Here is a 12,579-nt window from a genome sequence, read left to right as displayed (position 1 = left end):
GGTCGCCTCCCTAAGAAATACAATAATATATTGTAGGGTAGGACTCCAGTTTCGTTAGGGGGCCGTGGAGATAATGCATTAATTTCCGTATAAAATCGTCGGATCTCTTCAAGAACGAGAATAAAGATGCATTTTTGAAGGCTTTGCAGCGGATACGGAGCAACCCGGCCAAAAGCATGCAGATTTGCAGGCTTTTAAGGTCAAGGCCCCCACCAAGTACCATAAAACCCCTCTATCGAAGCAAAGTCGGGAAGAATGATCGCGATAAGAGGAAGGTTTAGACGCCGACACCTCTGTTGCGGAGCGGATGGAACGCCTCGAAGCCATGCGTAATAAGAGGAAGAGATCCCGTTCGCTTTAGCGTTTCGTCAGCAGACCGAGATTCCTCCAGCCGTAAGCGATTTCCGTCAGAGTAGTCCCGCCGATGTCTATCGGCTGCTGTTGAACGGGAACTCCTCCCAAAGCTTCATAGAAGCGCCGGGACGGATTATCGGCCAATACCCAGATCAGCATGGAGTGAATATGGGCTTCCTGCAGCTCGGCGGCGATGGAACGGACCAACTGTTCTCCGATTCCTTGTCTTTGATGGGATTTTAGCAAATAAATGGCATACAGCTCTCCCTGAAATTCCGGATGATTCGTCCTCTCCCGTCCTCCGGCGGCAAAACCGACGATACCCTCCCCCTCCTCCTCCGCGACATAGACAGGACGAACGCCGGCAAGCTTCAGCATCCCCCGCCACACCTCTTCTCTTTGTTGATACGACATTCCATCCAGATAATGATCCGGAACGATTCCGCGGTAAGTCGATCTCCAGCTATCCACTTGTACTCTTGCGATGCCAGAGGCATCGTTCAGACGTGCTTTCCTTACTGTCATGATCATCCACCTATCGCATTCCTGTTTTTTCCAATAGTTTATTGAAAAAAGGAAAGGGTGTCCAGTATTTTTCGTTTTGAAGGAACTCGCCCTGCCCAAAAGGAGAGAATTATTGATAATATTGTTCTTCGCTTGTATAGTTAGTTACATGAGTAATTAACCGATTAAGTGTAAAAGCAGCAGGAGGGTGGCAATGGGATCTTTAATAGATGACAGTCGTCCGATTTTCATGCAAATTGCTGAACGAATTGAAGATGACATCCTCGAAGGAAGGCTGCCTGAAGAATCACAGGTCCCTTCTACGAATCAATTCGCTTCCTTCTATCAGATCAATCCGGCGACGGCAGCCAAAGGGGTCAATCTGCTGGTCGATCAGGATATATTGTACAAAAAGCGGGGGATTGGCATGTTCGTGGCCACGGGAGCTCGTGAGAAGCTAAGGGAACAGAGGAAAGAACAGTTTTACGAGCAGTATGTGGTGACAATGATCCGGGAAGCGGAGAAGCTTGGAATTACGACAGACCAACTGTCGGAGATGATCCGGAAAGGGGATAGGTCGAAATGAATTATGCCGTAGAGGTCAGCCGCTTGACCGGCTGCTTGAGGATTATTCGGAGCATCCGCGCACGGTTATCTAGTCCACGCATCTCATTGACGAGGTCAGCAATATATTGGAGCATGTCATCGTTATCGATAAAGGGAAGCTGCTGCTTGATGAGGAGGCGGAAGCCCTTCGCGGCCGCGCGTTTACCGTCGTGGGTCCCGCTTCCAAGGTGGAGAGCTTTACGGAAGGCAAAGAAATGATTCATCGCGAGTCGATCGGCGGTTTGGTATCAGCTGCCGTTCTGGGCCGGCCGGGGGCCGGAGAGCGGGAGCAGGCGGAAGCATTGGGTCTGGAGCTTGCCTCCGTCTCCTTGCAGCAACTGATCGTCTATCTGACGAGTGATCATTCTGCGGGAAGGCGGTGAATGCCTGATGAATAGGGTACAAGGTGTAATGAAGATGCATTTGAGAGACAGGTGGCTGTGGTTTTTCGTTCCCCTTCTGGTTCTGCTGCCCAGCTTCCTTATTAATATAACTATAAGTTATTTTGTCGAGGAGCCCATCTATACCGGAGGAATAATGTCCCTCTACATTTACATGCTGGTTGCGGGGATAATTTCCCTGGTCCAATCGTTTCCTTTCGCGTTGGGTTTAAGTGTCCGGAGAACGGATTATTTTACCGGCACTGCAATGGTTGCCGGGGCAGTCAGCATCCTGATGGCGGTTCTGCTTTTGCTGCTTTCCTTCGTGGAGAAACGGACGGGATTTTGGGGCGTGGATCTGCATTTCTTCCTTTTGCCGTATTTCAATGACGGCGGGATTGCGGAGCAGCTATGGATCTATTTTTCCATCCTGATAAACATGTTCTTTCTCGGGTTTTTCATCTCCAGCATCTATCGAAGATTCGGCAAGAAGGGTCTTGGTGTCTTCTTCATCTTGTTAGTGACGTTGATGACCGTTTGCTCGTATGTAATAACCTTTAATCAATGGTGGGCGACTATGTTTCATTGGCTGGCCGGCCACCCTGCATCGATGCTCGCTTCTTGGTCGGTTCTGTTTACGGTCGGCTATGCGATCTTGTCCTATTTCATGCTGCGCAAATCGACGGTTTAAGCAGGCATGCCTCGGGTCGTACGGGAACATCCCGGACGGCTTTTTTACAAGTTTAAGTTTTCATTAAAGCATGGAACAACTTTCTAATTGGCATAAAAAGCTACCTTTAAAACCGGGTTATTCGTCTTCGAAGAGGCTCCGTTTGGAGCTTTTTTTATTTTTTTGTCTTTCGTGCAGATGAAAATTATTGATAATAGATCGTTTGATTAAACGCCTAAAATTCGATTTTAAGGCGTTTTTGAACTTCTGTGTAGATTCCCTCGAACTAATGGATTTTATTGCCTTAAACAAGCTGAAAACCGCCTTAAAATCGATGAAAAATAAAGGTTTTAGGTCATTATAATTTATGTTATTATTGGAGCACCAGGGCGGCCGCTTGGTTAATGATAGAAAGGGGAAGTGCAGGATGAATGGTATTCAATGGATAGGACGGTTTGGTACGAAAGGAGAGGAAAGCTCTGTGAAATGGTTAATATTACAGCACGAGGCTGCCGACACAATCCAAGATGGGTTGGTTGCCGCGGGGAGTATATGACATGACGGTGACCCTGATGGTGTTGGTGGTTGCGGCTGTTTTTGCAGGTGCATTGATGAGATCGATGTTTGGCTTCGGAGAAGCGATCGTGAGCATGCCTTTGTTGGCACTGCTCCCTATTCCTCTACATACATCTGTCTCTCTGATAGGCTTGGCGGGGCTCACTGTCGCTTCCCTTACCGTATTCTGCGGATGGCGTCACATTGAACGGTAGGTTCTGATCCGGTTGGCCGCGGCCACCGTTATTGGAATCCCCGCCGGACTGGCGTTGCTTTATGTTACTCCCTCAGGCGTCGTCACTTTCGGACTCGGTGCTTTTCTGATCGCTTACGGCGGTTATTGTTTAATTAAGAAGAGCCTCACCGCGACGGCCGAACGTCCGCTTCTTCACGGTCGCGGCTGGGTGCTGCCGTTCGGTTTTGCCTCGGGGGTGCTGGGCAGCGCGTATAATATGAATGGGGTACCCGTTGTCGTTTACGGAACTTTGCGCCGCTGGCACCCGGAGCGCTTCCGCGGTACGCTGCAGGCACATTTTCTCATTTCCGGCGTTCTGGTCGTTGCGGGACACGCTCTTGGAGGATTGTGGTCTAAGGAATCGTTGATTTTGTACGGTTATTCCCTGCCGGCCATTCTCTTGGCTATCGCTCTGGGGAGTTATTTTAATAAGCGAATCCCCGCGGCTAAATTTGACCGCTACTTATATATTATTATCATGGCGCTTGGAGTTCTGCTGCTATTCCCCCATAGCTCGTCCCTATCCAATTGACGAAGCCGCTGTTGTCTGGAATGAAGAAGTATAAGTTTCTGAAGCGGAGATGCTCACCCGGCGGATGGGCTTGTTGAAAGAAAAAGAAGTTGTTAAGATGAGGGTGTTCGATTTGTTGGAAGGGTTGAGAACTCTTCGAGATATAGCCCCGAAAGCAATTTAATACATGGAAGGAGCGGATAGAATGAGCGACAGCCGTAATCATTTAAAGCCCGATGTACGCGCTTACCTGGAACGAATAGGTTATGAGGGTCCTCTGGACGGGAGTGCAGCCGTGCTTGCCGAGCTGCAGGAGTGTCACCTGCATACGGTGCCCTATGAAAATCTGGATATTCTGAAGCGCATTCCACTATCGCTGGAAATTCCGGACCTGATCGAGAAAATCGTTGTCCGCCGGCGCGGCGGGTACTGCTTCGAGCTTAATGCCCTCTTTGGCTGGCTGCTGCGCGAGCTCGGATATCCCGTAACCGACCTGATGTCCCGCTTCTGGCGGGATGAACCTAATCCGCCGCCGAAGAGGCGCCATCATGTATTGAAGGTCAAGGCAGGGGATGCTTACTATCTGTGCGACGTGGGGGTAGGGGGAATCGTTCCCAGGCGGCCGATCTTGATGGTGGAAGGGCTGGAGCATCCGCAAGGGGAGGAGTGCTATCGCCTGGAGAGGGACCCGGAATACGGCTGGATGCTATGCGAGCTCAAGCATGGCGAATGGAGCCGATTGTATTCCTTCACCGAGGAGCCGCAGTTGGCCAAAGACTTTATTATGGCGACCTACTGGTGTGAGAATTCGCCGGAATCGATTTTTACGAAGAGCGCTATGGCGGCAATCCGCACCCGCGAAGGGCGCAACACGCTCGCCGGCAAGGAATTTCGCATATTTACCGCGGAAGGGGTGCGCAGCTTTACCCCCAAGTCGGAAGAGGAGTATAACGAGGCTCTGCGCACTTATTTCAATATTCATTTGGATAAGGCTCGGAAGTAAGGATAGGGCTGTTTGAAAAAATGAGGGGATTTAAGCCACCCGGGGATAAGCCTCGAAGGTCACACGTCACAGGGCTCCCCGTTAAAGTAAACCTTTAACGAAGCAAAGCAGGAAGAGCGACCGCGAGTAGAGGAAGGTTGAGATGCCATTATAGCGGGCACGAATTCCTGCAATTATGCATCCATTTTGAATCGATTCCAAACGCTCCGGAGAAAAGCCTGCGATAATACATCAATTTACGCATCAAATCATCCGTTCCCCCCTGAAATAAAAAAAAGATGCATTTTTACAGGCATTGCTGCGGACACGGGACCAAACGGCTAAAAGCATGCAGAATTGCAGGCTTTTAAATTCGGGCTCCCGCAAGTATTGTATGGCAGCAATTAGAGGAAGGTTTTAGACGCAAACTCTATTGGAGCGCGGAGACGAAGTAAGCTTCGAAAGCTATACGTCACACTCGGCGGCGCTCATTACTGCAATAGATCGGTTTGTGGGTCGGAATCTCACGAATGAGTACTACTAAGTGAACGACCATTAACCCGTTCATTAAGAAGGATTGCGCTGGAGTATCGCCTCACCGTCGTTGCGGAGCATCCGACACTGGGCGTTTCCCAGCCAAGCGAACCTCTAGTAGTCACTACCAGCCGGATGGATCTTGCCGTTCTGGAAAGTATCCTCAATCAGTATATCGCTTCGAGAGAGGTGAGCGACCCGCTGGCCAATCAACTGTCGCAATCGATCAAGCAAGCCAGGCATCAATGGGACAAGGGATCAGCGGATCAGGCGGTTAAGAAGCTGGAGGACTTCCAGAAGCACTTGAACAAAGAGTCCATGGCTCCTTATGTGACGGAAGCCGCCAAACGAACGCTTCATTCCAGGAGCCAGTCATTAATTCAGGTGTGGAGCAGCTAGAATTGAAAGGATAAGAAGGGGCTGTTCCAAAAGTGTTCGCATAAAACGGGAACAACCCAAAACGAAGCAAAAAGGACCTCAAATCCCACTTTGAGTGGGAACGGGGTCCTTTTTTAGCAGCCAAATTTAATAGGTGGGGCTTGAAAAATCATAGATCGACTTATGAAACAACCCCTTCTCTGCCAAAGAGATTATTAGCAATATAACCCTATAGGGACAGGGTATCCAGCGGAATTTCAAAAGCCCGCTTAATGACAAGGCCGGCCGCCAGCTTGGTCTCATCCGGTTTGTCCTCCAGATGCATGATCCGGACATTGTTGACGGTAACAGGCAGCTGCTTGATTACCCTTGCTCTGATCTCAGGGATCATATAGGGGCTTATAGTACGCAGTACCCTGCCCGACAGCAGCACGCTATCGGGATTAATAAAGGTGATGATGTTGGTAATTGCGATAGAAATTCCCTCGATCACGAGTTCGTACAAGCGAAGCATCTTGGGATCGCCGTTACGTACACCTTCCGCAAACTGTTCAAGTGTACACTTCATAGATACGCTAAGACCGCTAATAGAGGCCAGGGTGGTAAGGCAACCGCTTCTTCCGCAGTGGCAAGGGTAGGCGTCCGCTCCATAGAAGCCTTTGTAATGGCCGAATTCGCCTGCCACGAAGTTCGAGCCCGGGATCAGACGCTTCTCGGAAACGATAGCACCGCCCGTTCCGTAATCGAATTTTATTGTAATATTGTCCCTGGAATCTTTCAAACAGCCGTTCATATTTTCGTTAACGGACAGTAAATTGACGTCATTCTCTATATAGACCGGAATATGATACTTGTCTTCCAGCAATTGTTTAAGCGGAAAGCGGTGAACACCTATTCCGGGAGTTCGCAGGATGATGCCGTTCTGTGAATCAACGAGCCCCTGCATACTGATGCCGATGCCCTTGATCTTGTCCAAGGCCGGCACTTGGGGAAGGAGTTCATCAATGACTTCGTGCAGCAGGCGAAGCAGGACTTCGATCGATCCATATTTATCGATGGTGCGTTCGGAGGAGGCTATGCGTTCTTGGCGCAAATTATAGACACAGCCTCGAATATATTTTCCTGCAAGCTCTATTCCGATGGCATACAGTTTGCCGCTGTTGACATGGAGCGCGATTCTTTTTCTGCCGCTTCCCGACTCCAGGGCCATATGTTCACCAACGGTAATCACCTTTTCCTTCAGCAACCGATTGACAATATTGGTAACCGTTTGCCGGCTTAACCCCGTTTTCTCTGCTAATTCCACACGGGATATCGGTCCTTCGGAATAAATAAGATAAAGTACTTTCTGTTGATTAATTGATTTCAAAAGCATATGGCTTGTTCTTTTTTCTGAGTCGCTCATGCCTCATTTTCCCCTTCCACACTCCCAGTTCTTTTCAAAAAATAAACAGCTAACGGTTTGTAATTAGCAGAAGATTCTCGCCCTAGTTTAGCACTAAAGCGGGAATAAAGAAAAGTTTCAACTTCTGCAGTAATTTAGGATTGACAATACGAAAAAGAACGATATTATTAATTATATCAATTAATAAAGCAATTTGATTAACTATTGAAAACTTTTATACTTTGTTTTTCGGGCTTGTTGCATTGTCTGATGCAGAGGCGGCGAGTTGTCTGATTGCCGGATACGGGAGAAGGCATAAGTTCTGAGGGTGCTATAGCTAAACATGGCATTAACGCAGGGCTAATAAGCCTCCTGATTTTCTTTAGGAAGCTCAAGGCACACGCTGTTTTAATCCCGAGAAGGAAAAACCGATGAGACTACACCAATTATTGAAAACGATTTCATTGGGCGGGGAGGTGAAGCTGGAAGGAGACGACAACATTATTTTTACATAATCCGTGCTCATAATTGATATTCAATTAACAAACAGGTAGTAAACTAAACACAGAATTTAGTCAATCAATTTTATTTATTAATGAAAAGGGGAGGCTATAACGATGTTCAACACCAAAATGAAAAGATGGATGTCTGCTGGAGCGGCCGCCATCCTATCGGCTACTATGCTCGCGGCTTGCGGCGGCAACGGGAATACTTCGGGACCTGCTTCATCCCCGTCGAACAGTCCGGGGCAGTCTGCAGAAGTAGAGGTATACCCTGAGAATGGATTGCCGAAAAATGAGGAGGTTACGCTTAAAGTCGGTTATTTCATTGGGGGTTACGGGCGTGAATGGTTTGACAAAGCAGTGGAATCCTTCACTAAGAAATATCCGAATGTCAAGATAGATATTACGGCATCATCAGATATGCAAACGATCCTCTCCACCAAGATTTCAGCAGGCAATGATAAAGATATGTTCGACTTGTTCAATACCGCACCTGCCGGCGGCGTTGTATCGCTGGCTGAAGCCGGGAAGCTGGAGCCCATGGACGACATTTGGGACTACAAGCTTCCGGATGTGCCTGATAAAACAGTGAAAGATCTGAGTATGCCGGGAATGTATGAATCTACACCGTTGATTCAAGGGAAGAGGTATGAATTCGCCATCTTCACCAGCTTCGGCGGACTGTTCTACAACAAGAAGCTGTTCGAGGAGCATGGCTGGAATCAAAACCCGAAAACCTGGGAGGAGTTCAAGCAGCTGTTAGCGGATATTAAGGCGGACGGCATCGCTCCAATCACGTTCCCGGGCATCCATCCCAACTATCATACGTGGGCTTTCGGACCGGCGAAAAATTTTGAATTGGCTGATATTAACGGACATGCCGAACAATTTATCGAGAATTACAAAACATATACGCTGCCGCAATATACCAGTCCGGAAACGGTTGAGACCTGGACACGCTTTTATGAGCTGGGTAAACTAGGGTATTTTGCAGAAGGTCTGCCGGCTTTAACCCACACGCAATCGCAAATGCAAGTGCTTCAAGGACAGGCGGCCATGGTATCGACCGGAACTCACGTCGAGAATGAAATGAAGGAAGCGACACCCGCGGATTTCGAATGGGGGTATATGGCCGTTCCGTTCCGGGACAGCGAAGACCAGACACTTTGGATTCGAAGCGGGACTACAGGGTTCAACTACATCTGGGCGGCCAAACCGGATTTGAACAAGAAGTGGGCCAAGGAATTAATCGTTTGGCTGCTTCACCTTGATAATCAGCAAATTGCTGCGGAAGAAGCGGGTGCGCTGCCTATGCGCAAGGATTTGACGGAGGACCCGTCCCGAACGGTTAATCTTACGAGCTCGGCTCAAGCTGTTCTGAAGTACATTGCGGATAATAAAGCCCATACGTATAAAGCAAGCAGATCGGTCAGCATCTCGGATCCGAACCTGGCGCAGGCAGAGAAGCTGTTGAACGAAAATATTGTGAAATTTGCTTTGGGCAAGCAGGATCCGAAGCCTATTCTGGAGGAAGCGGAGAAATTGCTGACAAAAGCGGTGGAGGCAGCGAAGAAGTAAATGCTGCCATGAGCGGGGAGGCTCACTCTCCGCTCTCCATTTTATGATAGGAGTTGACTTCGATGTCTGAATCAACCGTGGTAAGAAAGCCACAGACCTCGAGAAGAAGGATGAGGCTGGATAACGCGAACACGCAGAAATATATTTTTCTCGCACTGGCTATCATCCCGCCCTTCGGAGGGTATTTGCTGTTTACTTTATTTCCGAATATTTTGTCCGTCTACTATTCAATGCTGGATTGGGATGGACTTACAGATTCCACCTTTGTCGGATTTTCAAATTTCATTACTGCGTTTCAAGATCAATATGTCTGGCGCGCCTTAACCCACAATCTGATTTTTATGGTGACGGTTCCGCTTTTCGTCGTTCTTATCTCCTTATTACTGGCTTACTTGATCACCCATAAAAGCTATCGTGAGAACGGTTTCCTGAAGGTGCTGTTTTTCTTCCCGAATGTATTGTCCACGGTTGTGGTTGCACTTCTCTTTGCATTTGTTTATGACGGCACCTATGGCCTGTTGAACGCGATGCTTAAACTGGTCGGAATAGACATGGGTAACTTTTATTGGTTAGGTAGTGACAAAACAGCGCTTGCGGCCATTATCCCGGCATGGGTCTGGGGCGGAGTCGGCTTGTACGTCATCATCTTCGCCAATGCCATGCTTGCGATTCCGAAATCGCTGTATGAAGCAGCGATCCTCGAAGGGGCCGGGCATATGACTCGTCTGTTCCGGATTACGATTCCGCTTGTATCGCCAATAATACGCGTTAGTGCGCTGTTCCTGGTGGTAGGAACGATGAAGGGCTTCGAGATCATACTCATCATGACCAACGGAGGTCCTTATGGGGCTACCGATGTCATCGGGCTCTATATGTTTAATTTGGCCTTCGGGGAAGAATACAGGAACTTCGGCTATGCGTCTGCTGTGGGGATGATTCTTTTCGTCATATTGGTCACTGCCAAACTGCTGATGGATAAATTTTTACCAAACAGGGGCTATGAGTACTAGTCTCTATTCGCTTGAAGGTTCGGAGGGATAATTTTGAAGGAAAAACGGACATGGTTAGATGTCGTCTGGCGAATAATCCTGTACCTGTGGGCGCTGACGATTCTTTTTCCGCTGGTTTGGGTCATTTACGAATCTCTGAAGAGCAATCCGGAGTTTTTCCAGGATATCTGGGCTTTGCCTACAGAGCTTAAGTGGGGCAACTATCTGAAAGCCTGGAACCAATACGGATTCGGACAGTCGCTTCTAAATACACTTTATTATGTTGGCGGGAGCCTGGTGGTCAGCTTGTTCTTTACGACCCTCAATGCTTACGCCCTGACACGTATGGAATTTAAGGGAAGAAAACTGATTTGGAGCCTGATCATGCTGTCCTTGTTTCTTCCCGGGGTCAACGCGCTTGTTCCCCAATATGTCATTATGCGGGAGCTCGACTTGACCAACAGCCTGACCGGCTTGATTCTGTTGTCCAGCTTGGGGGAGAGCGTGTTCTTTCTAATGCTGCTCGGAGGCTTCATGAGCTCTTTGCCGAAGGAGCTGGAAGAGAGTGCGACGATGGACGGGGCGACGCTGTTCCAGAGATTCTGGCGTGTCATCGTTCCGCTGTCCACTCCGGGGATCGTCACCGTAGCCGTATTCAAGTTTCTTGGATATTACAATAATTTCATGGGACCCTTCATCTATTTAAGCGATCCCAAGAAATATCCGATTGCGGTACAGATGTATTCCGCCAACAAGCAGATGGAATATACCGCCGATTGGGTCACGCTGTTTGCCGGAGTTACGATTGCCATGGTGCCGTCCGTCATTATCTTTATGCTGTTCCAGCGTCTTCTGATGGAAGGGGCGACGATGGGGGCTGTTAAAGGGTAATTATTCAAGGGAAAGATAACGAATTTTTATCTTGGATGGGGGGCTGGCCGTCCATCCTGTGTAAATTTGTTTGGAGTATATGGAGAGTGGTAAGGTTGTCCGTAGAAAGTCAGACGCTGTTTCAGCTTCTGGATACGAATTTAATGCTAAAGCAGCCTAAGGGGACTTGGAAATGGCATTCTCCGCTTTCCGCTCCGTTTAAAGTGCTGGGTTTCCCATGGCTGGAGCAGGACAGGGTATACCGCCGTTTGCCGCTCCCCCCCAATCATGCTTTGCCCGAAGCGGTCGATAAGCTTGCGGATTGTACCGCAGGCGGACAAATTCGCTTTAAGACCGATGCACAGCGGGTAGCGATCCGGGTTAAGCTGCGGGGGTCGGCATCGATGGATCATATGCCTGCTACCGGCCAGATCGGTTTCGATGCTTATGTAGGGGAGCCCGGTCAGGAGCGGTACATAGGAACAAGCCGAATGAAGCCGGGAGAGCAGCAGTACGAGTCGTTGCTGTTTGAAGGTGATCGGCCGGATCGGCTGCGTACGGTCACGCTTAATTTTCCTCTGTACCAAAGTGTGACGGAAGTGATGGTGGGCCTCCCTCCGGAAGCCGCCCTGGAAGCCAATGATTTTCCAAGCTCAAGAGGCCGCCTGGTGTTCTATGGAACCTCGATCACTCAAGGGGGATGCGCAAGCCGTCCGGGTCTTGCTTATCCTCAGCAGATCGGCAGACGATTGCAGCGGGAAGTGATCAATCTCGGGTTCTCGGGCAGCGGCAAGGGGGAAGAGGAGGTGGCCAGAGTCATCCGGCTTATTCCCCATGTGGACTGCTTCATTGTCGATTATGAAGCCAACTGCTCGACAGAGCTGTATGGCCGGACTCTGGAGCCGTTCCTTCGCCTCTACCGGGAAGAGCAGCGGCTCGTTCCTATCCTGGTCGTGTCGCGGATTCCTTATGCGAAGGAGCAGGTGAACAGCATCTCCCGGCAAGACCGAATGGAACGGAAGCGAATCGCGACCGAGCTCGTCCGCAAGCTTAATGAAGCCGGCGACGACAGAGTATTCTTCTGCGACGGAGACCGGCTGCTTGGAGAGCGCTATGACGAGTGCACCGTGGACGGCGTTCACCCCAATGATTTAGGCTTTACCCGGATGGCGGAATCTCTCATTCCGGTTATATCGCAAATTCTGGAGCGTTGTTCCAGTTCAATTTGGCGGTAAATGACGTAGGCAGCTCAAAAAATCGGCATTTAAAACCGAACGTTTTAGCCTGATACGGCCCAGAGAGCTGTCCCAATATCCGGTTTGCGGATTTTCAGTGCCGGAGAGCTTAGTTATGCGAACTCTATTGGGACAGGCCCGGTTGTCCGCCGGGATTGTGTAAAAGACAAGCAAAACTGCAGGTCTTTTTGGGAAGAAGCCGCGTGGTGCGTTATTCTAAAGCGATAGCTCCACGGCCCCCTAACGAAACTGGAGTCCTACCCTACAATATATTATTGTATTTCTTAGGGAGGCGACCAGCATGAGACGAT

Annotated in this window: 13 protein-coding genes; 11 read left to right on the top strand and 2 right to left on the bottom strand. The window is 49.2% G+C overall.

The genetic code is table 11. The features are described from left to right. Window positions 1-357: 357 nt before the first annotated feature. Window positions 358-879, bottom strand: a complete 522-nt coding sequence (locus ACFQ03_RS20770; protein WP_379290700.1) for a GNAT family N-acetyltransferase — start codon at window positions 877-879, stop codon at window positions 358-360. A gap of 193 nt (window positions 880-1,072) precedes the next feature. On the opposite strand from ACFQ03_RS20770, the gene ACFQ03_RS20765 reads away from it, so the two are divergent. The 7 genes from ACFQ03_RS20765 (at window position 1,073) to ACFQ03_RS20735 (ending at window position 5,730) form a co-directional block, all read left to right on the top strand. After that, window positions 1,073-1,444 carry a GntR family transcriptional regulator gene (locus ACFQ03_RS20765; RefSeq protein ID WP_379290698.1) on the top strand — a complete coding sequence of 124 codons (372 nt, stop codon included), beginning with the start codon at window positions 1,073-1,075 and terminating at the stop codon, window positions 1,442-1,444. Window positions 1,445-1,550: 106 nt separating this feature from the next. Continuing rightward, window positions 1,551-1,847 carry a hypothetical protein gene (locus tag ACFQ03_RS20760; protein WP_144939814.1) on the top strand — a complete coding sequence of 99 codons (297 nt, stop codon included), beginning with the start codon at window positions 1,551-1,553 and terminating at the stop codon, window positions 1,845-1,847. Window positions 1,848-1,854: 7 nt separating this feature from the next. Then, entirely contained in the window at window positions 1,855-2,535 is a 681-nt protein-coding gene (locus ACFQ03_RS20755) for a hypothetical protein (RefSeq protein WP_144939816.1), read from the top strand. Between the two features lie 536 nt (window positions 2,536-3,071). Next, window positions 3,072-3,284: a hypothetical protein gene (locus ACFQ03_RS20750; RefSeq protein WP_379290695.1), complete on the top strand. Its 213-nt coding sequence runs from the start codon at window positions 3,072-3,074 to the stop codon at window positions 3,282-3,284. A 12-nt stretch (window positions 3,285-3,296) separates the two neighbouring features. Continuing rightward, window positions 3,297-3,836: a sulfite exporter TauE/SafE family protein gene (locus tag ACFQ03_RS20745; protein ID WP_379290693.1), complete on the top strand. Its 540-nt coding sequence runs from the start codon at window positions 3,297-3,299 to the stop codon at window positions 3,834-3,836. Window positions 3,837-4,020: 184 nt separating this feature from the next. After that, window positions 4,021-4,818, top strand: a complete 798-nt coding sequence (locus ACFQ03_RS20740; protein ID WP_144939820.1) for an arylamine N-acetyltransferase family protein — start codon at window positions 4,021-4,023, stop codon at window positions 4,816-4,818. A gap of 648 nt (window positions 4,819-5,466) precedes the next feature. Further along, entirely contained in the window at window positions 5,467-5,730 is a 264-nt protein-coding gene (locus ACFQ03_RS20735; protein WP_379290690.1) for an FIMAH domain-containing protein, read from the top strand. A 208-nt stretch (window positions 5,731-5,938) separates the two neighbouring features. Here the strand turns inward: ACFQ03_RS20735 and ACFQ03_RS20730 are convergent, their stop codons facing one another. After that, the gene (locus tag ACFQ03_RS20730; RefSeq protein WP_379290688.1) at window positions 5,939-7,114 is read right to left on the bottom strand and encodes an ROK family protein; all 1,176 of its coding nucleotides are present in this window, start codon (window positions 7,112-7,114) and stop codon (window positions 5,939-5,941) included. A 596-nt stretch (window positions 7,115-7,710) separates the two neighbouring features. On the opposite strand from ACFQ03_RS20730, the gene ACFQ03_RS20725 reads away from it, so the two are divergent. From ACFQ03_RS20725 to ACFQ03_RS20710, 4 genes are all read left to right on the top strand, one after another. Beyond that, window positions 7,711-9,174 carry an ABC transporter substrate-binding protein gene (locus ACFQ03_RS20725; protein WP_379290686.1) on the top strand — a complete coding sequence of 488 codons (1,464 nt, stop codon included), beginning with the start codon at window positions 7,711-7,713 and terminating at the stop codon, window positions 9,172-9,174. Window positions 9,175-9,236: 62 nt separating this feature from the next. Beyond that, complete coding sequence (locus ACFQ03_RS20720) at window positions 9,237-10,184, top strand: carbohydrate ABC transporter permease (protein WP_144939828.1); 948 nt, start codon at window positions 9,237-9,239, stop codon at window positions 10,182-10,184. Between the two features lie 33 nt (window positions 10,185-10,217). Then, complete coding sequence (locus ACFQ03_RS20715; protein ID WP_144939830.1) at window positions 10,218-11,054, top strand: carbohydrate ABC transporter permease; 837 nt, start codon at window positions 10,218-10,220, stop codon at window positions 11,052-11,054. 95 nt (window positions 11,055-11,149) lie between these two features. Continuing rightward, window positions 11,150-12,268, top strand: coding sequence for an SGNH/GDSL hydrolase family protein (locus tag ACFQ03_RS20710; RefSeq protein WP_379290683.1), 1,119 nt, complete (start codon window positions 11,150-11,152; stop codon window positions 12,266-12,268). The last annotated feature ends 311 nt before the right edge of the window (window positions 12,269-12,579 follow it).

It is taken from the genome of Paenibacillus residui, from assembly GCF_042677205.1.
Classification (GTDB): domain Bacteria; phylum Bacillota; class Bacilli; order Paenibacillales; family NBRC-103111; genus Paenibacillus_L; species Paenibacillus_L residui.
This window is presented reverse-complemented; position numbering and strand designations above follow the sequence as displayed.

Coding starts and splice junctions, on each gene's coding strand:
- ACFQ03_RS20765 (WP_379290698.1), top strand. CDS start 1,073: ATGGGATCTTTAATAGATGACAGTCGTCCGATTTTCATGCAAATTGCT.
- ACFQ03_RS20725 (WP_379290686.1), top strand. CDS start 7,711: ATGTTCAACACCAAAATGAAAAGATGGATGTCTGCTGGAGCGGCCGCC.
- ACFQ03_RS20770 (WP_379290700.1), bottom strand. CDS start 879: ATGACAGTAAGGAAAGCACGTCTGAACGATGCCTCTGGCATCGCAAGA.
- ACFQ03_RS20740 (WP_144939820.1), top strand. CDS start 4,021: ATGAGCGACAGCCGTAATCATTTAAAGCCCGATGTACGCGCTTACCTG.
- ACFQ03_RS20720 (WP_144939828.1), top strand. CDS start 9,237: ATGTCTGAATCAACCGTGGTAAGAAAGCCACAGACCTCGAGAAGAAGG.
- ACFQ03_RS20750 (WP_379290695.1), top strand. CDS start 3,072: ATGACGGTGACCCTGATGGTGTTGGTGGTTGCGGCTGTTTTTGCAGGT.
- ACFQ03_RS20735 (WP_379290690.1), top strand. CDS start 5,467: ATGGATCTTGCCGTTCTGGAAAGTATCCTCAATCAGTATATCGCTTCG.
- ACFQ03_RS20755 (WP_144939816.1), top strand. CDS start 1,855: ATGAATAGGGTACAAGGTGTAATGAAGATGCATTTGAGAGACAGGTGG.
- ACFQ03_RS20730 (WP_379290688.1), bottom strand. CDS start 7,114: ATGAGCGACTCAGAAAAAAGAACAAGCCATATGCTTTTGAAATCAATT.